Raw genomic sequence first — 23616 nt, forward strand, 5'->3', positions numbered from 1 at the left:
GATTCCAAGGCTATGGTTTGTTGGAACGTTTGAACTGAAGCGCACGCTCAACACCACGAATTTCCGCCATGCCGCGCAAACGCCCGATTGCCGGGTAGCCAGGTTTAAAGTCGCTGCGCAAATCACTCAACATCGCATGACCATGGTCTGGACGGAAGGGAAGTTGTTCGCCCCTTTTTGCTTCAATGTCCAGAATGATATCGACCAGGCGAACCATATCGGTATCACCCTCTAAATGGGCATCTTCGTGGAAACTGGCCCCATCTGCTTCCAAGGTAGTATTTCGTAAGTGCAAAAAGTGCACTCTATCCGCCTGTTCTTGCAATATTGCAGGCACATCGTTATCAGCTCGTACGCCCAGTGATCCAGAGCAGAGCGTGAAACCATTTACCGGCGAATCGACCATATTCGCAATATCTCTTAAGTCCTGGGCGGTTGAGACCACTCTCGGCAGCCCGAACAGAGAATACGGTGGATCGTCTGGATGAATCGCTAATCGAACGCCTGTATGCGCTATCTTTGGAATGACTCTTGAGAGAAACGAAGCGAGGTTTTCTCTCAAAACCTCGGCGGTAATGTCTTTGTAGGCAGCGAGCCGCTCGCTGAAGCTATCGAGACTGTAGCTTTCTTCAGCACCTGGTAGGCCAGCAATAATAGTATTCGTTAATTCCTCAACCTGATCTGCGTTCATTTCAGATAGGCGAGCCCGGGCTGATTCCTGCGTTTTCTCGTCATAATCTGACGCTGCGCCGGGGCGCTGCAGTATAAGCAAATCAAAAACGACGACGCTAAGCGCGTCATACCTTAAGCATAAGGCCCCATCAGGTAACTCATGGCGCAAGGACGTCCGGGTCCAATCAAGGACGGGCATAAAGTTGTAACAGATGGTTTTTATGCCAGCCTCGGCAAGGTTAATGGCACTTTCAGCCCAGGCATCGGCCAGTGTTTCCCAACCATGGGCGTGAGTCTTTATATCCTCATGAATTGGAATGCTTTCTGCTACTGTCCACTCAAGCCCAGCAGCTTCGATAATAGCTTTACGCTCCATGATTTCACTCAAGGGCCACACACAACCGTTCGGTAAGTGATGCAGAGCCGTCACAACACCAGTCGAGCCCGCTTGTCGTACATCCGACAAGCTGATTGGATCGTCCGGCCCAAACCAGCGCCATGTATGTTTCATCAATCTTCTCCCCCGTATTATTAGTGTTAAATAATGCTCTTATTAAATCGTGCTCTTGTTAAACAGATAACCGTCAAAATTCGGGTCTTCCACGTCGGAAAGCTCCATTAGGGTGTCTCGGACGTTATCTAAATGAACCCACATCGCCTTACGCGCCCCTTCGGCATCTTTTAGCTGCAGTGCAGAGAGAATATCCTGATGATCCTTTAGCCATTTTTCTCGGTAGTTGGTATCAAATATCCGCTCATGCAGTCTGGCCCACATCAAGCTTTGGTCTCTTTTGGCCCACAGTTCAGAGACCATATCGACCAGCACACTGTTTTGCGTCGCCTCTGCTATCAGGCGATGGAATAGCTCATCACTGGAGTAGTCGTTATTCTTTTCTTCAATGCCCTTGCGCTCCATATCAAGCGCTTCCCGCATACGTACAATATCGTTTTTGGTGACTGACACCGCGGCAAAGCCGGCGATGCTGCTTTCCAAAAGCTGCCTTGCCTGTAACAGTTCAAACGGTCCTATATCATCCACAACAGGCTGTGCTACCGAGCGACTGTCCGAAAGCAAATAGATGCCAGACCCTTTTCTCACTTCAACCAGCTCTTCAATTTCAAGCATGAGTATGGCTTCGCGCGCTGCGGATCTGCCCACGCTCAAAGCCTCTGAAATCTGACGCTCAGTCATAATACGATCGCCGACTTTATACCCTTTCTGCTGAATCAAAATCTTTAAGTCGCGAGCCAGCTCTTGGTAACGCCGTAAACCTTTATGCATTAGATTTCATTTCCATTTTTAATCTTTTATAGAGTGGTAAAAAGAAGCTAGAACATTAAATGCTTCTTTTTTTGTAGATTTATCAGCAGCAATTAACCCTTTTCGATTGAATCCTCTCTGGAAGATATTTTGTCTTCGCTCAACTCTAAAATCGTATAGAATCCAAGGCGACATGCCTTTGATATACGCTAATTTTTGCAGCGTATCGATCTGCCGCCGGTAAACATCCGCCATATACTTTTCGCTGAACAGGCCTCCAGATGGGCCTTGAGACGAGTTATCGCCATCCGCCCCCGTTTCAGAAATGATGACGGGGCGATCAGGGTCGGAATTTTTTCCGATGGCGTACAGGTCGTCGAAGTTTTCATCGTACCAACCGTAGTACTCATTAATGCCTATAACGTCTAAATGGTCGACTAACCGATCCTCAATTTTCAATTTTGCATGATTAATCAGGCACGCTGCGGCGACTAAGCGCGTGGGGTCATATAGGCGTGCAGTTTCAGCCAGGTCTCGCATAAAAGAGAGGCGACTATCCGTATCCGGATTCTCGTTGCCAATCGACCAAATAATGACGCTAGCTCTATTGCGATCACGCTTTATTAACTCAATGAGTTGGTTTTTAGCGTCTTTAAGCGTGTTGTGATTATCAAAGTCAATGGCCCAGTAAACGGGTATTTCTTGCCACAGTAAAAAGCCCATCTCCTCGGCTAGTTCAGCTGCGCGTTCATGATGGGGATAGTGCGCGAGGCGAAGAAAATTGCACCCGAGCTCTTTCGCATGAGCGAGCCGTCTGCGAATGTCTTCGTCGGACGTCACTTTCCCTAGGATGTCATCGTCTTCATGGACAGAAATGCCGCGTAGCCAGATAGGCTCACCGTTTAGGAGAATATCGACCCCTTGGCGAACGATGGAGCGGAATCCAACATTGTCAGTGATACGGTCTTCGCCAGCCGTCAGCACCACTTTATATAGGCGTGGGTTTTCAGGCGACCATCGCTCTGGCTCTGCTGCTATTCGGCAAGTACCTTTGCCATGTTCAATGTTAATCTTTTGAGCAATTCCTAATTCAGGTATCTCAAGGTGAGCATGGTGAATGCTGGGGCCATCAACAGCGCTATCAACAGCTCTATCAACAACTACATCAACCTCTATCGCCCTTCCATCCTGAGAAAGGCGAATGAACATATCGCGAATGAATTCTCTGGGTAAGCTAAAGAGCTCGACCTCGCGGTAAACGCCACCGTAATTAAACCAGTCTGTATTGCGCATCGGGACGCGATCCAGCGTACGGGTATTATTGACACACAGCATCAGCCAATTGGTTTCTTCGGCAAGGTCATCCGTCAACTCAACGTAGAAGGGCGTCGAGCCGCCATAGTGATTGCCTAGGAATTTTCCGTTAAGAAATACTTTACAGTCGTACTGAGCCGCACCGACCCTAAGGATGTAGCGTTGGTCTGATTCCGCGTCACTCTCTCGCTTTTTAAAAAGCTCTGGGGGCAGCTTTTTGGTGTACCAAGCACTGCCCTCAAAGAAGTACCATTTTTCCTTTAACATGGCCCAGTTTGAGGGCACCGGGATGGACTCACCCATAAATGGGTCGTAGTCCCAGGGTTCAACGCGGTCGACAGGGTTGGCCGGCTGCATTTCATACCACTTTTGACGCAGACCTGTATCAAGCAAATCCACGCAAAAATTCCAACTGCCGTTAAGCGACGTTGACGTGCGGCCTTTCGTGAACACCATGGTGGAGTGGTTCAGATTTTGCAGATTCAACGGCACGTCGTACTCTTCGTCATGTAACGACGTTAGGGCATTCTCAGCCAAGGATGATCGCTCTAGCATCTCCCACCTCCCCTGCAGCGGTTTTAGTTAGCCTCTGCCTTGATTCGGCTGATTAGGTCGGCCAATTCAGCAGATTGGTTGGCCACTTCATCGTGCATAGGCATGACCGCTTCAATAAAGGGCGCTTTATCTACTTCATTAATCTCAACCCCCATCTCAGTCTCTGCGGTTTCCAATGCTGCCATTGCCGCTTTATTCCAGGAATCGGAATGGAATGCCTGAGCCTCTGATGCCGCCTGTCTCATCGCCGCTTGCTGATCCTCCGACATACGATCCCAGGCGCAGCTGGAGATGACGACCACGGATGGGATGATGGTATGTTCATCAAGCGAAAAATGGCTTGCTACCTCGCCATGACGCGCGTTCGTCAGGGCCGTTGGGTTATTTTCTGCCATCTCGACCACCCCTTGCTGCAGCGCACTGTAAAGCTCGCCCCAATCAATAGGTGTCGGATTGCCTCCCAACAGCTCAACCATTCTTACCGCTGATGGGCTTGGTTGTACTCTTACATTCAGGCCCTCTAGGTCTGCTGGCGATTGAATGGCCCGGTCACCATAAAAGGAGCGAGCCCCCTCGGTTAAAAAGGCAACCCCTATGAATCCTTTATCACGTGACGCGTTAAGAATATCTTGGCCAATATCTCCGTTAATGACCCGTTCAAAATGCTCTTCGCTTTCAAAAATGAAAGGTAAATTCATGGCGCTGTACATTGGCTCGAACGCTTCCAGTTCGGCCGTATTGCTGCGCGCCATATCCAATGTACAGTTTTGTACTAACTCCATGGATTCACGCTGCGAGCCAAGCTGTGCGTTGGCATAAATGCGGATATCCAGTTCACCATCGGTGAGCTCTGAAAGACGTTCACTCATGTACTGCATGCTGACATGAGTAGGATGGTCTTCAGGATTATTGTGGTTCAGCCGCAGTGTCTGGGCTTGAGCTGAGGCCGCTGACACGAACAGCGCCGCACTGATTAGAGCCGTATGTCGCAAGGCTTTTGTTGTCATCAGCTGTTTCTCCTGCTTGTTGTGATTGTTGTCGTGAAAGCCGACTGTCATTGAGGCACTCACTTTCTAGGTTACAGATGCAAGATGGCTTACCGACCATATCATGTCAACCAATAAAACAAATTGGTTGACATCTTTTAGAGTAGAAGCGACTCTCTGCATAATGACTAGGGAGTAAGAAGCTAGTCACCAATACACAAAAATAAAACCAGAGGTCTTACGTATGAAACGCACAATGGACTATGTGCTTGGCACGTCTGTGTTTTTAATACTGTTGATCATCGTCGTCAGTGTGACGTGGCAAGTATTATCCCGGTACGTACTAGGCACCCCAAGCACAGCGACAAGTGAAATCGCTCGCTTGTTGTTCATGTGGTTAGCGCTACTTGGAGGTGCTTACACCTTTGGCCAAGCTCGGCATCTCGCCATCGATATATTGCCCCTTGCCTTAAACGGGCGCTCACGTCAGTTACTAAATACACTCATATTGTTAATCGTGGCTGGCTTTGCCTTCTTTGTAATGGTTTGGGGTGGTTGGCAAATGGTCTCCCGAACGCTGGCATCGGGCCAAATCACACCCACGTTGAGGCTCCCCATGGGCTATGTATATGGCCCCATTCCGATCTCGGGACTGATCATCATTTTTTACTGTTTTATCTTTTTAGGGCGGGTTTGGCTTAACCCTAAGTCGGAGGGCGGCTTCACTATCGATCCGCAACAAGCACCTGCTCCACAAGAGAGAGATTAATATGAATATAACCGTCCTGGTGCTTTTTGGGTCGTTCGCGCTTTTAATGGTCTTAGGCATACCCATTGCGTTCGCAATTGGCGTATCTGCGACACTCACCTTCCTGTTATTCATGAGCGTCGACCAATCCCTCAGCATTGTTGCCCAGCAAATAGCGTCGGGGCTTGATAGCTTTACGTTAATAGCCATCCCCTTCTTCATTTTGGCTGGCAACATTATGAATCGAGGCGGCATCGCACTTCGCCTGATCGATTTAGCAAAAGTGCTTGCCGGAAGGCTTCCCGGCTCGCTTGCCCACGTCAATATCATTTCCAATATGCTGTTCGGCGCTTTATCCGGCTCAGCCGTTGCGTCGGCGGCGGCCGTTGGGGGCGTGATGGCGCCCATCCAGAAGCGTGAGGGCTATGATCCTGCTTTTTCGACAGCCGTTAACGTCACCTCCTGTCCTACGGGTCTGTTGATTCCTCCCAGCACAACACTCATTGTTTACTCGCTGATTACTGGCGGCACGTCGATAGCCGCGCTTTTTTTGGCGGGTTATATCCCCGGCATCATCATGGGCTTATCCCTGATGGTGGTGGCAGGGATCATATCTAAAAGAAAGGGCTACCCCGTCGCGGAGAAACCCTCCCTTGCTGAAGTTAAATCAGCAGTACGCCGGGCGATATTACCTTTAGGCCTTATTATTGTGGTGATTGGCGGGATTATTAGTGGCGTATTTACGGCGACCGAAGCCTCGGCGATCGCTGTTGCTTATTCACTTTTCCTGTCTTTATGTTGGTACAGAGAAATAGGGGTAACGGATCTTCCCAAGATCTTTATCGACTCGGTCGTCACAACGTCTATCGTATTATTTTTAATCGGCTGCTCCATTGCCATGTCCCGCGCCATGGCGTTCGGCGACATACCTTTAACGATCTCTTCTTTTATGATCGGTATATCTGATAATCCGATCATCATTCTACTGTGCATTACCGCCGTACTGCTGGTGATTGGTACTTTTATGGATATGACACCAGCACTGCTTATCTTCACCCCTATCCTTATGCCAGTGATGCAGGATATCGGTATAGACCCGGTTCACTTCGGCATCATCATGACAATCAATCTCTGCGTCGGTATCTGTACCCCGCCAGTGGGCTCAGCACTGTTTGTCGGCTGCTCCATCAGTGGCGTGAGTATTGGTCAAGTGATGAAACCCATCCTGCCATTTTATTTAGTCTTGATAGCCATTGTTCTACTGGTGACCTTCGTTCCACAAATCAGCTTATTTTTGCCCCAGCTTATTTTAGGTTATTAACGAGTTGGTTCCAGGTGATGACCACCGTTAAATCCTGAATTCAGGAATCAAAGGATAAACAATGAAAACCTTAAAAAACTGGCGCCTGGAGCACCACGACGACACGACAGTGCAACTGAGAGTGCACGATAGACATTTAATCTGCATCAACATTCTCGACAACAAATTGTTCCGAGTGCGACTGCTAAAAGATGGTGCATGGCGCCTTAACCGCTCATGGACGGTAAACCCGGATGGCAACACCTTACCAAAGGGCCGCTCACGTGATTCGTTGGCGGGGTTCAGTTGTCCCCAGTACAAGCTTGGGTGGTCGGATGGGCAGTTGCAGATCGAGACAGATGCCTTACGGCTCATCGTCTCTCAGCCACTGCATTTTAGGTGGGAAGCCTTCGTGGGTGAGGGCTGGAAGTATTTAACTGAAGACAGACCCACCGGCGCTTATATGCTGGGCGTTAAGAACCATGCCCACGCCCACTATTTACGCCGACACCCCAATGAGCGGGTTTATGGCTTGGGCGAAAAAGCCGGGCTGTTAGAGCGGACGGGGCGGCGTTTCGAAATGCGCAGTTTAGACGCTATGGGGTATGACGCAGAGCGCACCGACCCGCTGTATAAACACCTGCCGTTCACCCTTACCCAAACCGCGTCCACCGGTAGTTTTAGTATCTTCTACGACACCTTGAACACCTGTGTATTGAACATAGGGCAAGAGCTTGATAACTACCACGCCCCTTATCGCTCCTTTACGGCCGATGATGGCGACCTGGATTACTATTTCCGCTGGTCTCCACAGCTTCTAGACTTGGTGAAGAGCCAGTTGGCCTTAACCGGGGGGATGGCATTTCCGCCACGCTGGTCGCTGGGCTATTCCGGGTCAACCATGGCCTATACCGATGCACCCGACGCTCAGGATCAGCTCATCGGCTTTTTGCGAAAGCTGGAGAACGAGGCTATCCCCTGCGACAGCTTTCATCTGTCTTCGGGTTACACCTCCATTGAAGATAAGCGTTATGTGTTTCATTGGAATAACGACAAGGTGCCCAATCCAACCACGTTGACGAAAGCCTTTAATGATTCCGGGGTGCGATTGATCGCCAACATCAAGCCCTGCTTGTTAAGGAACCACCCGCGCTACGCAGAAGTGGCAAACAATAAATTATTTATCCAAGACAGTGAATCTGACACACCGGAGCTTTCAAGCTTCTGGGACGATGAAGGCTCTCATCTCGACTTCACCAATCCCGATACGCTCAGTTGGTGGAAAGAGAACGTCACTCAACAACTGCTGAACCTCGGCATCACTTCCACTTGGAATGATAACAACGAATTTGAAGTGTGGGATCATGGCGCTCGCTGCGTTGGCTTTGGTGAAGAGGTCGAGGTGGGGCTGATACGGCCCTTGCATTCGCTGTTGATGGTTCATGCTTCATGGGAGGCGCAGTCACAACATGCGCCCCAACATCGCCCATACGTGGTGACCCGCTCAGGCTGTGCTGGCCTACAACAGTTTGCCCAGACCTGGACGGGAGACAACAAAACCAGTTGGGAGAGCCTGCGTTGGAATATCCGCATGGGGCTGGGCCTGTCGCTTTCGGGAATCTACAACATTGGGCATGACGTCGGCGGGTTTGCTGGCCCCCAGCCTGGGCCAGAGCTTTTACTCCGTTGGGTTCAGAACGGCATTTTTCACCCCCGGTTCTCCATTCACAGTTGGAATAACGATGGCTCTGTGACCGAGCCTTGGACGCACCCCAGCGTTGCCGACGGCATCCGTGCCGCTATCCAATTCCGCTACCGCTTGTTGCCTTATTTTTATACCTGCCTTTGGCAGGCGGTAAACAACCACGAACCCATGCTAAGACCCACCTTCCTCGACCATGAGAATGACGCACAGACTTATGCAGACACCGACGATTTTCTTCTAGGTCGAGACCTACTCGTAGCGTCTGTGGTTGAGCAAGGCGCAGATAAGCGGCGCATCTATCTGCCCGACAACCACGCAGGATGGTGGGACTACTGGACAGGCCAACTGCATGCCCCAGGAACATGGTTAGAGAAGCCGGTTTCATTGGCGGATATGCCGCTGTTTGTTAAGGCTGGATCAATACTACCGCTTGCTAATGAAGCCATAAAAGCAACGCCGGAGGCGCAAGTTGGCCGAACGTTGGCACTGTTTCCACAGCCTGGATCGTTTTCCTGCACCTCACTGATTTACGATGATGACGGCGAGCGCAAAGATGGCCCGCACTGCATCACCACTCTGCTGCTTACCGGCGATGAGCATAGTTTGGAACTGCAAATCAGCCATGCTGGGGATATGCCTTTTCCTTTTTCACAACTCAATATAGTGCTACCAGCAGGTGAAAATCGCCCCTTGAATTACGGTGGTCGCGTCATAGAGCATGGCGGGCTCATCACCGTGGGAGAAGCATCGTGAGCAGCGATAACACATTACTTTGGCGCTTTTGCACGAGCCGCTATCGCTGAAATGGTAAACCAGAAGGCTTTTCTATGAATAATTACCTACACACTGATTTCTTGCTGGATACAGAAACAGCACGCCGCCTCTACCATGATGTAGCTGCGGACTTGCCGATTATTGACTACCACAACCATCTTCCGCCCGAAGAAGTGGCTCACAATCGCAGCTGGGACAACCTGGGCGATCTATGGCTGAGCCATGACCATTACAAGTGGCGTGTCATGCGCTGGGCGGGCGTCCCTGAATCTCACATTACCGGTAGCGCAACAGATAAAGAGAAGTTTCTGGCGTTTGCCCAGATTCTGCCTAAGGCAATTGGCAACCCCATGCACCACTGGAGCCATCTCGAACTGTGGCGCTACTTTGGTGATGAAGGCAAGTTGATCAACGGCGACAGCGCAGAGGAGATTTGGCAAAGCACGCAAGCAATGCTGAGCCAGCCTGAGTTCCGCGCCCAGGGTTTGCTAAAAAAGATGAAGGTCGAACTCATTGGCACCACCGATGACCCGCTCGACCGCCTTGAGCACCACCAAGCATTTGCTGCCTCGCCACACAAAGGTGAGCTTTCCATGGTGCCTACCTTTCGCCCGGATCGCGCGCTGGCAATCGAAGGCGCAGGTTTCAATAACTACCTTGAAAAACTGGAGACCCTGACCGGACAGCCCATCAGCACCTTCGAGCATCTGGTAAGCGCACTCACGGATCGCCTGGAGTACTTCATTGCCAACGGCTGCCGTGCCGCCGACCACGGTATTGGCCAGCTAGAACAGGCCGATGAGCTAAGCGCTAGCCAGCTTGACGCCATTCTTGGAAAAGGCCGCCAGAGCAAAGCCTTAGAGCCAAAGGAAGCAGAGAGCTTCCGTATGGCCGTATTGGTAGCACTTGGCCGTGCGTACGCGCGGGCTGACCTGGTGATGCAACTTCACATAGGGCCACTACGTAATAACAGTACGCAAATATTAACGGCGGCGGGCAGCGACTCAGGTGCTGATTCCATTCAAGATAAGCCCATTGCCGAGCCGTTAAACAAATTGCTGGATCGCATGGATAGCACCAATGAGCTACCGCGCACCATTCTTTATGCGCTGGATCCCAGTAAAAACCCCATCATCGTCACCACAGCGGGTAACTTTCAAAGCGGTGGCATAGCAGGCAAGGTACAGGCGGGGACTGCATGGTGGTTCAATGATCAAATTGACGGCATGGAAAACCAGATGAACCATCTGGCGCAAATGGGCCTGTTGTCTACCTTCACCGGCATGCTAACGGACAGTCGCTCCTTCTTGTCCTTTCCCCGACATGAGTATTTCAGAAGGTTGCTTTGCCGTATCGTCGGGCGTTGGGTTACTGATGGACTGGCACCGAATGATCACAAACTGCTTGATGAGATCATTGCGGATATCTGTTACCACAACGCCCGCCGCTGGTTCATTGAATGAAATCATTGAAAATCTTTTTAACGCTTGGGATCACTTGCTCGAACAAGGCTACCTTTTTTGCAAATGTGCGAGCAAGCTTTAGCAGCGATGCTTAGCTGGACAATTTTCAGGCTTCAAAGGGCAGGCGCCGCACAACGGCTCATTTGGAAGGCGATACTTGATGCAGCACAAGCGTCGTACGCGATTGGGAGTATCGCCACCCAATTCAAGATAACGCACTGGTTGATAGAGTGGATTACGCCGCCCATCCGGTAACATGGGTGTATCAAGAAAGCGAAGTAGCGGTTCACCGGCATTGTAAAAAGCTGAATGTCGCGAAAAAGATTGGCCCAAAATTTCCACGTAGTGGCCGAGATTACTCCAGTACACTTTGGGTGAAAGCCCCGATAGCTCAGCTAGCACATCGACTAACGGAGCGCACAGACCCTCGAAAAACGGCGCAAACCGTTCATGAAGAGCCTGAGATGCCAGAGGTTGCCCTCCATCACGTAGCCACAGCCGTTTCACTTGGCTTCGCCCACCCAGTTCCACTCGCAGCTGATCTGGCTGTAACGGAAACTCTTGCCCCAATAGGAGGTTAGCTACCAATGTAGGCGTCGATACCAAACTAAAAAAATGCTTTGACCATATTGATGCTGCCGCCTTGCAATCGGCACTTTCGCCATAACTTGCAGTATGCTGTCGCAGCAACCCATCCATAGTTTTACGTTTAAAGAGCGCCGCGACCGGAAGCGTCGCAGCATCCGGTCGGCCAAAACCAGGTGCCTTCATTTTATCCATGGGCTGTTGGCGATAGAGCGCCAAAAGGGCCTCAATCGGATCACCAAGCCGAATGGAGTCTTCCTTCATTTCCATCATCACACTCCTGCTGGCTTGCCAGAGAATCGTTAGCCACGCATGAACTACTGATCTGTTCACCGACCTCATCAGCGGCTAAGGCATTAACCAAGGATTCGGCGAAGCCTAGAGCAGAAGGAAGAGCACCGAAATGGTTAAAGGCCGCCGGTAGGAAAATAACATCACCGCGTTTTATGATGGGTAAATGTTGCCACATACCATTTGCGGCGAATTGCTCACGACTGGGATTAGTAGAGTAAGGACTTTCTAATATTACTAGGCGGGCATTGATATCCACTAAGGAGTCGATACTAACCATTGTGATTCCAAAGTGACTCTCGGGGCCTTGCCAAGCATTTGACAGCCCCAGCTGTTCAAGGGAACCTTGGAAAAGACTGTTACTACCAAACACCCTGGCATGTTTATGATCCATCAAGCGAACAATCAATAAAGCTGGCATGTGATCACCAGCTATCCTGCTTCTCAACGATTGGAAATGCGACTCGGTTTCCTTAATCATGTCCTCCGCAAGATCCGTAGATCCGATGGCCTCTCCCACCCGTCTTGTGAAAGAGATCATTCGTTGCCAGCTACTTGCTCCGCTTTCTGAGCTATAAGGAGCTAGGCTTTTTACCTTGGCAATACCTGACAGCCGAGGGACCATGTACGTGAATTCCGGCGATGTCAGAACCAGCTCGGGTGAGACTTGATCAAGAAGTTCAAGGTTGGGCTGGATAATGGTTCCGAGATTGATGGCTTGCGCCGCTCCCTCTAGCGTGGAGTAGGGAGTGTCCGGATCTATGACAGCGCTAGGTACTATTCCCATCGACAATAATGTTTCAGTACAACGATAATCAAGAGAACCAATGGAGGGTATGTCACGGGAAGCAATTGCCAAATCAGGAGTAGAGAGTGCAAGGCACGAAGTTGGGATCATTATCACCATGCAGCGATATAGAAGCATACGTAAGATACAGATACGGAGCATGACAGTCCTTGCTTGATCTTAGTAAAGCAACTGCAGTCTTTATCCTGCAGAAAGCGGCCTCTCTAAGCCCATAAGGGTAGGAGCCATTTATCGTTACAGCAGCAACATCTAAGATTTATTAACGATTCGCTACCCCACCGCCATCAGCGGGGTAGCGACTTAATACTAAAACTCCATAGTTGCAGACAGCACCACACTTCTTGGCTCACTGAGGCGAAGGCGTCCGCCGCTCCCCCCAGCAGATTCCCAGTAATCCTTATCTAAGAGATTATTTACATTAGCTCTTACTATTATAGGTTGATCATCAAATTGGTAACCTGCCCCAATATCCCAACGTGTCCACCCTGGGATCTCTAAGGTATTGCTGGCATCAATATATTGCGAGCTGCTGCTGACAACACGTGAATTCAGAGTCAATCCAGGGATAGGGGCATCCCATTCAACACTGACATTACCTAACCATCTTGAAGTGCCCGGTGCTTGGTTTCCGTCATTAACACCATCTTGTGTTTCAGTTAGAGTCGGTTGTAGATAAGCTATACCACCTAAAAGCTTTAAGGTTGATGTGGGTTGGCCAAAGACATTTATTTCGACGCCACGGTTGCGCTGCTCACCATCTTGAGTCGATATAAATGCTCCATCAGTAGAGCCTGGAAGAGTGATTGTGCTCGGCTGCCGAATCTCGAAGGCACTTACTGATCCCCCAAAATCACCGCGGTCTAGCTTTATACCTGCCTCTATTTGCTGTGTTTTAGACGGAGCAAACGTTTCTCCAGCATTTTCCGCTGTTGCTGGGGCTGTATACCCAAGATCCAGCCCTTCAATATAGTTACCATAGATAGAAATATTATCAGAGGGTTTTATGGTTATTCCGATAGCTGGTGCAATAGCACTTTCATCATACAGAGAAGTTCTATTTCCGCTTTCAGTGTCAAAGTTTTCAATCCTGACATTCTGATGACGCGCACCTAGAGTGACAAGTAGTTGATCATCAAGTAATCCTATGACGTTTGCTGCTGCTATGGATGTTAGCTCTCTTTCAAAGGATTTTGGTATGTCTCTGGATAGCTCAAATTGATTAGGAAAGCCAATAACGCCAACATTGTGGAGGTTGGAAAGGCTTATATCGCTGTCCTCATAAAGATATCCGCCTTCTTCCCTTAGTTTGGAAACGTTTATATTGAAGTTATGGGTGATATCACCAGTTGTGAAAAGACCACGAATTCCTGATGTGGCGCTCCTTGTGTCAACATAGTCTGGGTAATAGACAGGAAATGAGGCCAAAGGGCTTGACGCATCTATCAGTGCGTGATTAGTTCTAAGGTTGTAGCGCGTATTGTTACGCCCCCCTAGCCCTCCGTAGAGAGTCCAGTTGGGGGATAGGTCATATTCACCTTGCAAAGCTGCATAAGTGTCTTCATTCTCTATTTCTTCCCATGACTGCGCTGTTTGCTTGCTTGCATCGGGTGCAGAAGGAACTTCTACTCCTTGTCGAAGCTGAAGCCCTGAGCCAAAACCGCTCCCAGCATCTGTTCTATCTTTTTGATAGCCTAGGTCAGCCGATAAACGATAGTTATCCTCTTGGTAATCAAGGCCAAGGCTGGCAACGCTTAACGTCGAGGATTGGCCATCGACCGTCGTGTCCCCTTCTCTGAAGACCCCATTAAAACGTACACCAAGTTGATTGGCCTCTCCAAATCGGCGGCCAGTGTCTATGTGAGTGCCTAACTGTGAGTCGCTTTGATAAACGGCTGAGATTTTTGTTAGAGGAGTATCACTTGCTCGCTTTGGGACAATATTTATTGCGCCACCAACCCTGCCACTAGGTGATACTCCGCCCAATAAGGTGTTGGGCCCTTTAATGATTTCCACACGCTCTACAGTTTCCATGGATATAGTGTTTAGCGGCATCACACCATAGAGCCCATTAAGAGAAATATCACTGTTGAAAAGATCAAAGCCACGAATGTGAAAGGTATCACCTCCCGTGTTGGTGCCTCTTCCGCGCGTGCTAATCTGAATTGAGGGATCATTATCAGTAAGATCGGCTATGCTTCTGGCTTGCTGGCTTTCAATCAACTCGGAGGTGTAACTGGTGATGTTAAAGGGTGCGTCCATGATGTCCATGTTGCCCAGCAAACCAAGGCGCCCACCAGTTGCCACTTGCCCTCCAAAATAAGTAACGGGTAAAGCTTGGCTTGAAAATCGAGAGCCTGTGACTTCCATTAATGATAGTTCCACATCCGCCGCCCGCTCTTCCAGCCGATAACTACCCTCAGCGCTGCGCACTGGCTCAAGGCCGGTACCTGCCAACAAGCGCTTCAAACCTTCGTTCACTCCATAGCTGCCCTGCAGCCCAGCGGTTTGCTTGCCAGCGGTCAACGTAGCATCGAAGGCAATCTCGATGCCTGCACTGACCGCGAAACGGTTTAAAGCCGTATCGAGCTGTCCTGCTTCAATGGAATAGCGTTGCTGAGTCGCGGCACTCTGCCCTTCTGTTTGCTGGGCAAGCGCCGTTGCGGGCAGGGCCACCAAGCAACTGGCGAGCAGGCCATATTGAATGGCTCGCGGAATGGCGCGAGCCAAAGGCGTTCGGATAAAGCGTGAGTGCGCTTGCTGCGTCGTCATGAAGATCCCCGTTGATTTTTATGTCTACATCTTCTATTCCGAACGAGAACGAGAATCCCTCAATGTTTTCTGAAATTTTTCTTTCTAGCTTTCGTTAGTGTTACGCGACGCGACCGTAACCCATAATGGCGTTCGGTAGACCACCTTTAACGACAGCGCATCGGCCAGGCTGGCCAGGGCGCGGTCGGTATCTTGCAGCGAGAACACCCCGCTCACTCGCCGGTCGGCCACCTCCGGTGCACAGCGCACCACGCCATGGCGATATCGGGCCAATATCTCGACTACCTCACTAACCCGCATGTCTTCGGCCACCAGCCGCCCCTGAAAACGGGCTAATCCAGCGGGTTCCAAGGGCGCCGGTGGCGATACCCCATCGGCGCTCATGGCAGCCTGCTGACCAGCATCCAGCGTCGCCCGCTCATCACTTCCACGCCGCTCCAGGGCCACCCGCCCCTCATAAACGGCCACTTGGGTGCTGTCAGTATGCTGTTGCACGCTGAAGCGGGTTCCTAGCGGATAAGAAAGCCCTTCCTGGGTCATAACGCTGAATGCACGGGCATCCGGTGTTTTTGCCGTGGTGATCAGCACCCCACCACGCAGTAGATGGAGTCGTCTTTGGTGGGCATCGAACCTTATGTCGATGGCGGTATCGGTATCCAACACCAGATGAGTGCCATCGCTCAGCGTCAGTTCGCGACTCTCGCCAATACCGGTGGCGTAGTCGGCGAATTGGCGCTGCCACTGGGGCGTGCGCGGTAGCCCAAATCCCAGCCCACCTAGCAGCACGGCCAAGCCGCCCCACTGCAGCAAGCCCCGCCGGGAGACCTCCTGGGAAGACGAAAACAGCTCACTGCGGGCAGCGTGGCGCGGCAGCGCGGCCAACCGGCCATCAATCGCCTGCAACTGCTGCCAGGCGCGCTCATGTTCCGGCGATGCTTGTCGCCAGGCCAGGCAAGCGTCGCGCTGAGCCTCGCTGATGTCGTCGCTCCATAAGCGCGCCATCCACAGGCTGGCCTGCTCAAGCACGGTAGGATCGATGGTCTCATGGGAAGCGTCGGCGGACATGCGGTTCATGGCATTCACTTAAGGTTGAGATTCACTTATCGCGCGGTGGCAGGCCAGCAACGCCCGGGCGATATATTTCTCTACCGAAGAGATCGAGACACTCAGCACCTCGGCGATCTCGTGATAACTCCGGCCGTCCAGGCGACACATAAGAAAGGCCCGGCGAGGCTTGTCGGGAAGCTCATGGAGCAGCGTATCGATCTCTACCAGCACTTCGATAGTGAGTGCTTGCTCCTCGGGAGAAGGCGCGAATGTTTCTGGAAGCAGGCTGAGAGTTTCCAAGTAGGCGGTTTCGATTCGCCGACGGCGGTAATGGTCGACGACCAGCCCTTTAGCGATCTGGGTCAGAAAACGGCGTGACTGTTCGGGCGCTGGCGTAGTGCCTCGCACCAGTATGCGCAGGTAGGCATCGTGCGCGAGATCAGCAGCGGTATCGGAGCAGCCCAGCTTGGCGCTTAACCAGCGCCGCAGCCAGCTATGATGATTGTGATAGAGGGCGTCGAAAGGAACCTCGTTTCCGCCCTGTTGCTTTATCGATACCATCGCCCGTTGCCATTGATTGCCCGTGCCCATTGCCCCCCAAAAAAGGAGGCAAAACCAGACGCAAACAATAAGTGATAATACTTATCATTACAAACGAATTAGTGGTATCGAATTACTTAAGAAGCAGGTGATGTTAGTAGTTCTCGGGCGAGTTCAGTGCTTCGACAAGAGCCTTGGCGAAGCGAAGGGCGGAGGGGTGAACGCCGGCTATCCAAAAAGTAGATGGTAAAACGACATAATCGCCTCGCTGCACACTGGGAAGGTAACGCCACATACCACTAGTTTCGATATTGTTTTCTATACCTATTGGGAATGCACTTTCGAGGACAACCAGTCTCGCTTCTTCCACATTAAAAAGCTCCCTGATGCTTACCATAGAATACCCCCACTGATTGGTTTTTTCTGTCCATGCATTGCTTAAATCCAATTGATGAAGCACACCCTGAAACATACTGTTGCTGCCATACACGCGGGCATATTGCTCAGTGACTAGTTGGACAATAAGTAGTGGGGGCTGAAGGCCTATGTTGCTTTTCAAGGTGTCGAGATGAGATTGCGTGTCTGACACTAGCTGTTCGGCGTTTGCTCTTTGATTGACTGACGTACCAACTTCAAGGGTAAAATCCTCAAGGGTTTCCCAAAAACCGTCACTTCTGTCACTAACATAAGGGTAGGATTCGAGAATAGTGATAGGTGCAATGCCATTTAGCCTTTGGCCTAGGCGAGTCTGACTAGGCGAAAGAAGTATTCTCTCAGGTGAAAGGTGATTGAGAAGTTCCATATTTGGGAAAGTCTGTGTCCCAATATCGGTGATATTAGCATCTTTATATTCACCTCCAGTCCATGTGTGGAAAGCAGTAATATTACCCAGTGATGCAGAATCAGGTTCAAGCGAGAGAACTGTTTCTGCAATCGACCAATCAAATACTGAGATGGGTGAGGCCGCTTTAGCTGCCATTGATGAGTTGGCTATTAACGAAAAGCATATGACATAAGCGGTCAAGCGCCAGTTCCTGGTGATGAAGCTGAATGGGTTCACTTCAGGCCCCTTCTGAAACGGTGGTCTGATGCTTTTATAGAAATGCCATGTCTTTATTGGCTGTCTATAGACTTTAATTTTTGATGAAAATAGTATTCAGCCCTGTTGATACAGGGCTGAATATCAATCATATCAAGATGATTTTTTAGAAATCATACTCCACTGTCATTATGAAGTTTCGAGGTGCGCCGTAATAATTATGCTTTGTAGTCCCCCTAACGGTAGAGTAATACTCTTTGTCTGTTAGGTTATTGCCATTCAATGAAACATCCAAATTCTCATTGACGCGATAGCCGAGCATGGCAGAAACAGTGGTATACCCCCCCTGTTCAAAACGTGTATCACCACTTTCAGCGTAAATACTGCTGACAGTATTTACGCCAGCGCCAATACGCCAGCCTTGATCAGGCGCGTCGCTAAATCGATAACGTGACCATAGGTTGAAATTATGCTCAGGTGTGTCAGGCGAGAGTGTGAGCCCTTCTGAACTAGCATCTCTTACGAACTCAGTTTGGGTATAGGCATAACCTGCACTGATATCCCAGCGGGGTAGCAGTTGGCCGCTGACTTCGAGCTCGAAACCTTCGCTCTTGGCCTCGCCGATGGGAATTGAAAAGCCTGGGTTATTTGGATCTGTATAGGCGCGGTTAGTGTCTTCAATACGGAAAACAGCAGCGTGCCAGTTCAAGTTACCCTCAGAGTGTGAACCCTTAATACCGGCCTCGTATTGCTCACCCTCTCTTGGCTTAATAGGGTCGCCATCAGTTCCCACAGCTGTTTGCGGCGCAAAAATACCAGTATAGCTTGTATATAAGTTGAGCTCTTCGTTGAGGCGATAGATCAATCCTGCATAGGGGATAAATTCGGTGCCATCATCCCCGGACGTTTCACCACCAAGAAAGTTATTGGTTTCCCACCAATTGATACGGCCACCAAGCGCAAGTGTAAAATCATCTAAAATATTGAATCGAAGCTGGCCGTAGGAAGCATGTTGTTCGATATTAAGTTCTGTTCTCCCTGGGGTGCCGTCAAAATCTGGTTCTGTGCGGTTATGGATTGGGTCGTAAAGATTCTGGGGAAGGTATTGAGGAGCACCGTAGACCCACTCATTGCTTACTTCACTGTTTTGATAGCTGGCACCAAAGACAGCTTCATGGCTCGCCCCAGCCAATTGAAAAGGAGAGCTAACCTGTGTCTCTATATAATCGTCTTGCTTCTCTAGACCCCACGCGATCTGACGAATTCCAAAATCACCTGTACCTTTATCAGCAGTGAGAACTCCTTCACTACTTTTTCTTAGATTTGCATCACGGTTCAGGCGATTAGCTTTAAAGGTTATTTCGCCACCGTTAGCTAGGCGATGCTCAAGTTCTATAAAATAGCGTTGCGCATCTCCTGTCTGCTTATCCCAGTCGGATCCAAGATAGGTCGAGCGGTCTACGTTGGGCAGAGTGCCATCACTGTATGCCGGTAATCCAGAATGAGGACGAAACTCTTCATCTTGTACAGTAACACCCATTGAGAGTGTCGTTTCGGGGGATAAGTCAAACTCAAGCGTGCCGTAGCCGATTTGGTTATCTGAGTAAACGTGATCAATAAAAGAGTCTCTGTCATCGTAGACACCGACGAAGCGTCCCCGCACTCGTCCCTTGTTATCAAGCGAGCCGGTAACATCGACAGCACCCCGATAAGCATTATTTGTACCGGCAGAAAGGGAAACAGAGGCTTGGCTTTCAGCTAGCGCGCGTTTACGTACCAGGTTGATGGTGCCGCTGGGTTCACCGGATCCATGGAGAATTCCCGCAGGGCCGCGCAACACTTCAATACGATCAAGCAAAGCCGTATCGAATACTCCAGCGCTTTCCCAGGCGCTGCCCACATCCTGGACTGGACTGCCATCTATGAGAAAAGAATCGATATTATAGCCACGAGCCTTGATTGTGTACTGGTTCCCCCCGTATTCATTCACAGTGACGCCCGTAACGTTACGCATGGCCTCGGCCAGTGAGGTAGTCCCTTGATCATCCAGGCGTTCCCGCGTCACGACGCTGACGGACTGCGGCGTTTCCTTAACTGACTGCGAAAACAACCCGATAGTCGCGCTTTCACTCGTATAGGAATTACTGTTCTCGGTCATGCCGTAGGGCAGACGCGCTCCTGTCACCTCAACCGTCGACAGCGCCACACCATCTGGCCGCTCTTCCAACCGATAAGTACCATCCCCCTGCTTTACGGCCCTAAGGCTGGTGCCGTTCAGCAGTCGCTCAAGCCCTTCATCAACGCGATACTGACCTTGCAAGCCGGGGCTTTGACGCCCTTCTCCGAGCTCACCAGCACCGCTGATAAAAACTCCCGCTTCAGCGGCGAAGCGGTTGATGACGCTGCTTACCGGGCCGCTGGCAATGTCATAGTGGCGTGCTTGCTGCTGGGTGGACTGGGCCATGGCGGGCTGCGATAGCAGCGGTACGGCCAATAGTCCGGCGGCGGCGAGATGAACCGCCAGCGCCAAGGCGCGGCGGTTAAGCGTCGGTTGGTGCTTGGCAGTAAGCGGTTGAAGTGCAGTGCGCTGGTGGAGCATATCGGTTCCCCTTGCAGATACGTTTTAAGTGCTTATAAAGGGGAATCGAACCAGCGCGAAAAAAGGGAACCAGAAAAACCAATATTTGCTCTTTTTTATTCCTCGCTGGAGCTTGCTTTGCCTGCCTCGATTTTGATCCACCAGGGCATTACCCGGCGCACCTTCACCGGCAGCGTGGTCTCGACCATGTTAAGGGTGCGCTCTAGATCATTGAGCGGGAAAGCGCCAAGTAGCGTGAGATCCGCCACCGCCGGGTCGACCTCTAAGCGGCCGTGGTGATGCTGGCTCAGCTCTGCGGCAAAGGTTTTTAACGACATATTTTCTGCCAGCAAAACACCGTTGGCCCAGGCGGCCCGACTGCCGTCGGCGTGGCTGAGTTCGCCAATGCCGTCAGCGGCGTAGCTGGCCTGCTGCCCGGCGTCGACTACCAGGCGTTGGCCTGCATGGTTGGCATCACCAAGGGTCTGAATAGCCACCGCGCCTTCGAACACCGCCAGCAGTTCGTCGGCCTGGCGTTGGCGCACGCTGAAGCGGGTGCCCAAGGGGGTCAGTCGGGCACTTCGGGTATCCAGGTAAAAGGGGCGTTCGGGGTCTTTGCCGGTCTTAATCAGCACTTCACCCGCCACCAGTTGCAGCCGGCGCCGCTCCTGGTCGTAGTCGACGTCCAACGCCGAGGCGCTGCTTAGCCATACCTGGGTGCCATCCTCCAATTCGATGCGGGAGATTTCGCCGGTGGCGGAGCGGTAGTCGGCGCCCCAGTAAGCCACCCACTGGGGCAATGGTGTCCACTGCCAGGAGAGCCCTACCAGCACCGCCACGATTGCCAGGCTAGAGAGCCCACTCAGCAGATGCCACCGCCCCCGCCGTCGATGCCGCGCCGAGCTGATGACCTGGTTGGCAGCGTGGCGCTCAGTTTCATCCAGGTTGGCGGTAAAACGTCGGCTTACGCCCTCCACCTGTTGCCAAGCCCAACGATGGATGTCGTTGGCATCCCGCCATGCCTGCCAGCGTTGACGCTCCGTTGCCGACAGCTCCCCCGCTTGCCACTCGGCAAACCACTCGGCGGCCTCCGCCAACGCACGACGTTTGGCTGCTTCATCAGCGCTAGCCGCAGAAACCATTTAGAGGCTCGCCTCGAAGCCTGCTTCGATCAATGCGCACTGCAGCATGGCCTGGGCCATATATTTTTTGACCATGCGTTCGGAAACTCCCAGTTCCTCAGCAATCTGCCGATAGGGTTTGCCATGCAGTTGGGAGGCCAGAAAGGCGCTAGCGACTTTCTCGGGCAACCGCGCCAGCATGCGGTCGATTTCGCACAGCGTCTCGATGACGATCTGCTGGTGTTCGACAGAAGGCAAATGCGCCTCGGCGCTGGCCGCCAGGGCTTGCTGCCAGGCGCGCTCGATATCCTGGCGGCGCCAATGATCCACGCACAGCCCTTTGGCCATACGGCTGAGATAGGCCCTGGCACCGTCGAAACTATCCAGGTGGCGGGGCGTTTTCAGCAAGCGCACAAACGCATCCTGCGCCAGATCCGCCGCCGATTCACTGCATCCCAACCGGTGGCTGAGCAATTGCTGCAACCAAGGCTGATGATGGTGATACAACTGACCAAGGGAGTCTCGACAGCCGGTATGGTAAGCCGCAGGCTCGGCTGATCGGGGTGCCGCCGCCATATAAAAAGTGCCTCACTTCTACGAAAATGATTCTTATTCTTTTTCAATTCACAGACAGTGTCAATGCACAGTGCTCAACGAACCTCTCCACTTTTTGATATGGCACCCTGCAAAATACTACCCCCCAACAGCGCCATCACCGTCACCGCCGCCATGCCTAGCGCCAGCGCCGTGAACATAGCCGGGTAGCCCAGCCGGTCTAGCAAAATACCGGCTAGCACAGGTACAGCCAAACGCGACAGAGTAAACAGGCTCGCCTGTAGGCCGTAATCCAGCGCCTGATACCCTGACCGTGCGAAGTGCATCATCAGGCCGAACATTACGCCCGATAGCGCTCCCATGGCACAGGCCAACAGTCCCGCTCCCACCAGCCACAGGGCGTGCCCCGCAGCCATGTAACCCACTCCCCCCAGGGTCGCCAGGGCCAGCGTTGCCAAAGCGGCTAACAGCGGTAAAGCGCGGCCAAGCCCAACACTCCGTGCCAGGCGTTGCCCCGCTAGACTCGCCAGGGCGCCCGCTATACCACCGCCAACCCCCACCCACCAGGCAACTTGCTCCACCGGCATCCCCAGGTCGAGCAATAGCGGCTTTAGATAGACCCAACCGGCGCCAACGAAGGGAAAGAGTAGCATCAGCAGGGCGACCCAAAGGCCTGCAGCTGGCTGACGGACAAAGCCCATTGCCCCCTTATGGCTCACAGGTTGAACCGCTTCCGCTGCCGAGACATACCGTTGCCTGCCAGCCTCTGCCGGTACAGATATCCAGCGTAATAGGAGTCCTCCCACGGCCAATAGCAACGCCATCAGTACGAAGGGTACGGCTTCCCCTGAACGCTCGTGCACGACCAGCAACAGGCCGCCGCCCACCACCGCAGCCAGAAACAGCGCCGCCGAACGAATTCCCCCGGCGCGTAGTCGCTCTTCGACGGGCAGACAGCGAATCGCCAGCGCGTTCACGGGCACATCAGCCCAAGTCGCCAACCAACTGATCAGCAGCACCCAGGCATAGAAACGCGGCGGCTGCGCTAGTGGGAAGTCGTACGCTAACCCTAGCAACGCCAAACCCAACAGTAATCCGAGCAGGCCAGCCCAGGCGCGATAGCCTCCGCCACCCAGGCGGCAGCGCTCAACGGGAACCGCCATCACCAGTTTGAGCACCGCTGGCAGGCCCGCCAGTTGCAGTAGGCCAATCTGGGTACCGCTCCAACCCTGCTCGCGCAGTACCAGCGGCATTCCCAACAGCAGATAGATACTGGGCAGCGCCAGGGCGAAGTGGAGCCAGCCGAACGCCAGTTGCCGGGCGGTCAGGGCGCGCATCATTTCGTCCTCCTACGCGCCACCAAAGCCGTGGCAGGCGCCATGGGAAGTGCAATCGGCTGCGCCTCACACACTTCGAAACCCTGCGCCAGCAATGCCTGACGCAGCTCACCGGCCTGGGTCACCCGGCGCCCCTGCCACAGCAACGGCAGGTAATAGGACAGCATG

At 52.0% G+C, this 23616-nt stretch carries 18 protein-coding genes; 4 read left to right on the forward strand and 14 right to left on the reverse strand.

The features are described 5' to 3' along the window. Positions 1-10: 10 nt before the first annotated feature. Genes uxuA through HALA3H3_RS02115 form a run of 4 tightly spaced genes read right to left on the reverse strand, consistent with a single transcriptional unit; the run spans position 11 to position 4860 of the window. Positions 11-1183, reverse strand: a complete 1173-nt coding sequence (uxuA, locus tag HALA3H3_RS02100; protein ID WP_022521793.1) for a mannonate dehydratase — start codon at positions 1181-1183, stop codon at positions 11-13. 42 nt (positions 1184-1225) lie between these two features. After that, positions 1226-1954, reverse strand: a complete 729-nt coding sequence (locus HALA3H3_RS02105; RefSeq protein ID WP_022521794.1) for an FCD domain-containing protein — start codon at positions 1952-1954, stop codon at positions 1226-1228. A gap of 18 nt (positions 1955-1972) precedes the next feature. Continuing rightward, positions 1973-3802 carry a glycoside hydrolase family 2 protein gene (locus HALA3H3_RS02110; RefSeq protein ID WP_022521795.1) on the reverse strand — a complete coding sequence of 610 codons (1830 nt, stop codon included), beginning with the start codon at positions 3800-3802 and terminating at the stop codon, positions 1973-1975. A 23-nt stretch (positions 3803-3825) separates the two neighbouring features. Continuing rightward, entirely contained in the window at positions 3826-4860 is a 1035-nt protein-coding gene (locus HALA3H3_RS02115; RefSeq protein WP_022521796.1) for a TRAP transporter substrate-binding protein, read from the reverse strand. Positions 4861-5032: 172 nt separating this feature from the next. Between HALA3H3_RS02115 and HALA3H3_RS02120 the strand changes: the two genes are divergently transcribed. The 4 genes from HALA3H3_RS02120 to uxaC all read left to right on the forward strand — a co-directional run bounded on the left by HALA3H3_RS02120 (position 5033) and on the right by uxaC (position 10778). Next, positions 5033-5557 (forward strand): TRAP transporter small permease, encoded by a 525-nt coding sequence (locus tag HALA3H3_RS02120; RefSeq protein WP_022521797.1) that lies wholly within the window; start codon positions 5033-5035, stop codon positions 5555-5557. A gap of 1 nt (position 5558) precedes the next feature. Further along, positions 5559-6857, forward strand: a complete 1299-nt coding sequence (locus tag HALA3H3_RS02125; RefSeq protein ID WP_022521798.1) for a TRAP transporter large permease — start codon at positions 5559-5561, stop codon at positions 6855-6857. 61 nt (positions 6858-6918) lie between these two features. Then, entirely contained in the window at positions 6919-9294 is a 2376-nt protein-coding gene (locus tag HALA3H3_RS02130) for a glycoside hydrolase family 31 protein (protein ID WP_022521799.1), read from the forward strand. A 74-nt stretch (positions 9295-9368) separates the two neighbouring features. After that, a complete protein-coding gene (gene uxaC, locus HALA3H3_RS02135) occupies positions 9369-10778 on the forward strand; it encodes a glucuronate isomerase (RefSeq protein WP_022521800.1) in 1410 nt (469 codons plus the stop codon). A 78-nt stretch (positions 10779-10856) separates the two neighbouring features. Here uxaC and fhuF read toward each other — a convergent pair whose 3' ends face one another. From fhuF to HALA3H3_RS02185, 10 genes are all read right to left on the reverse strand, one after another. After that, entirely contained in the window at positions 10857-11633 is a 777-nt protein-coding gene (fhuF, locus tag HALA3H3_RS02140; RefSeq protein ID WP_022521801.1) for a siderophore-iron reductase FhuF, read from the reverse strand. After that, positions 11599-12603, reverse strand: coding sequence for an ABC transporter substrate-binding protein (locus HALA3H3_RS02145; protein WP_022521802.1), 1005 nt, complete (start codon positions 12601-12603; stop codon positions 11599-11601). The genes fhuF and HALA3H3_RS02145 overlap by 35 nt, the downstream gene beginning before the upstream one ends. A gap of 165 nt (positions 12604-12768) precedes the next feature. Continuing rightward, on the reverse strand, positions 12769-15231 hold the full coding sequence (locus tag HALA3H3_RS02150; RefSeq protein WP_022521803.1) for a TonB-dependent receptor: 2463 nt from the start codon (positions 15229-15231) through the stop codon (positions 12769-12771). 84 nt (positions 15232-15315) lie between these two features. Next, a complete protein-coding gene (locus HALA3H3_RS02155; RefSeq protein WP_022521804.1) occupies positions 15316-16305 on the reverse strand; it encodes a FecR domain-containing protein in 990 nt (329 codons plus the stop codon). A gap of 9 nt (positions 16306-16314) precedes the next feature. After that, positions 16315-16839, reverse strand: coding sequence for a sigma-70 family RNA polymerase sigma factor (locus HALA3H3_RS02160; protein WP_053856861.1), 525 nt, complete (start codon positions 16837-16839; stop codon positions 16315-16317). Between the two features lie 133 nt (positions 16840-16972). Then, the gene (locus HALA3H3_RS02165) at positions 16973-17842 is read right to left on the reverse strand and encodes an ABC transporter substrate-binding protein (RefSeq protein WP_022521806.1); all 870 of its coding nucleotides are present in this window, start codon (positions 17840-17842) and stop codon (positions 16973-16975) included. 181 nt (positions 17843-18023) lie between these two features. Continuing rightward, entirely contained in the window at positions 18024-20456 is a 2433-nt protein-coding gene (locus HALA3H3_RS02170) for a TonB-dependent siderophore receptor (protein WP_022521808.1), read from the reverse strand. Positions 20457-20551: 95 nt separating this feature from the next. Then, positions 20552-21577 carry a FecR domain-containing protein gene (locus HALA3H3_RS02175; protein ID WP_022521809.1) on the reverse strand — a complete coding sequence of 342 codons (1026 nt, stop codon included), beginning with the start codon at positions 21575-21577 and terminating at the stop codon, positions 20552-20554. After that, complete coding sequence (locus HALA3H3_RS02180; RefSeq protein ID WP_022521810.1) at positions 21578-22132, reverse strand: sigma-70 family RNA polymerase sigma factor; 555 nt, start codon at positions 22130-22132, stop codon at positions 21578-21580. Positions 22133-22206: 74 nt separating this feature from the next. Next, positions 22207-23451 (reverse strand): MFS transporter, encoded by a 1245-nt coding sequence (locus HALA3H3_RS02185; RefSeq protein ID WP_022521811.1) that lies wholly within the window; start codon positions 23449-23451, stop codon positions 22207-22209. Positions 23452-23616 lie beyond the last annotated feature (165 nt).

It is taken from the genome of Halomonas sp. A3H3, from assembly GCF_000982975.1.
Lineage (GTDB): Bacteria > Pseudomonadota > Gammaproteobacteria > Pseudomonadales > Halomonadaceae > Vreelandella > Vreelandella titanicae.

Bases quoted from the DNA above. Each gene is read 5' to 3' on its own strand.
- uxuA (WP_022521793.1), bottom strand. From the start codon at position 1,183: ATGAAACATACATGGCGCTGGTTTGGGCCGGACGATCCAATCAGCTTG.
- HALA3H3_RS02105 (WP_022521794.1), bottom strand. From the start codon at position 1,954: ATGCATAAAGGTTTACGGCGTTACCAAGAGCTGGCTCGCGACTTAAAG.
- HALA3H3_RS02110 (WP_022521795.1), bottom strand. From the start codon at position 3,802: ATGCTAGAGCGATCATCCTTGGCTGAGAATGCCCTAACGTCGTTACAT.
- HALA3H3_RS02115 (WP_022521796.1), bottom strand. From the start codon at position 4,860: ATGACAGTCGGCTTTCACGACAACAATCACAACAAGCAGGAGAAACAG.
- HALA3H3_RS02120 (WP_022521797.1), top strand. From the start codon at position 5,033: ATGAAACGCACAATGGACTATGTGCTTGGCACGTCTGTGTTTTTAATA.
- HALA3H3_RS02125 (WP_022521798.1), top strand. From the start codon at position 5,559: ATGAATATAACCGTCCTGGTGCTTTTTGGGTCGTTCGCGCTTTTAATG.
- HALA3H3_RS02130 (WP_022521799.1), top strand. From the start codon at position 6,919: ATGAAAACCTTAAAAAACTGGCGCCTGGAGCACCACGACGACACGACA.
- uxaC (WP_022521800.1), top strand. From the start codon at position 9,369: ATGAATAATTACCTACACACTGATTTCTTGCTGGATACAGAAACAGCA.
- fhuF (WP_022521801.1), bottom strand. From the start codon at position 11,633: ATGGAAATGAAGGAAGACTCCATTCGGCTTGGTGATCCGATTGAGGCC.
- HALA3H3_RS02145 (WP_022521802.1), bottom strand. From the start codon at position 12,603: ATGCTCCGTATCTGTATCTTACGTATGCTTCTATATCGCTGCATGGTG.
- HALA3H3_RS02150 (WP_022521803.1), bottom strand. From the start codon at position 15,231: ATGACGACGCAGCAAGCGCACTCACGCTTTATCCGAACGCCTTTGGCT.
- HALA3H3_RS02155 (WP_022521804.1), bottom strand. From the start codon at position 16,305: ATGAACCGCATGTCCGCCGACGCTTCCCATGAGACCATCGATCCTACC.
- HALA3H3_RS02160 (WP_053856861.1), bottom strand. From the start codon at position 16,839: ATGGTATCGATAAAGCAACAGGGCGGAAACGAGGTTCCTTTCGACGCC.
- HALA3H3_RS02170 (WP_022521808.1), bottom strand. From the start codon at position 20,456: ATGCTCCACCAGCGCACTGCACTTCAACCGCTTACTGCCAAGCACCAA.
- HALA3H3_RS02175 (WP_022521809.1), bottom strand. From the start codon at position 21,577: ATGGTTTCTGCGGCTAGCGCTGATGAAGCAGCCAAACGTCGTGCGTTG.
- HALA3H3_RS02180 (WP_022521810.1), bottom strand. From the start codon at position 22,132: ATGGCGGCGGCACCCCGATCAGCCGAGCCTGCGGCTTACCATACCGGC.
- HALA3H3_RS02185 (WP_022521811.1), bottom strand. From the start codon at position 23,451: ATGATGCGCGCCCTGACCGCCCGGCAACTGGCGTTCGGCTGGCTCCAC.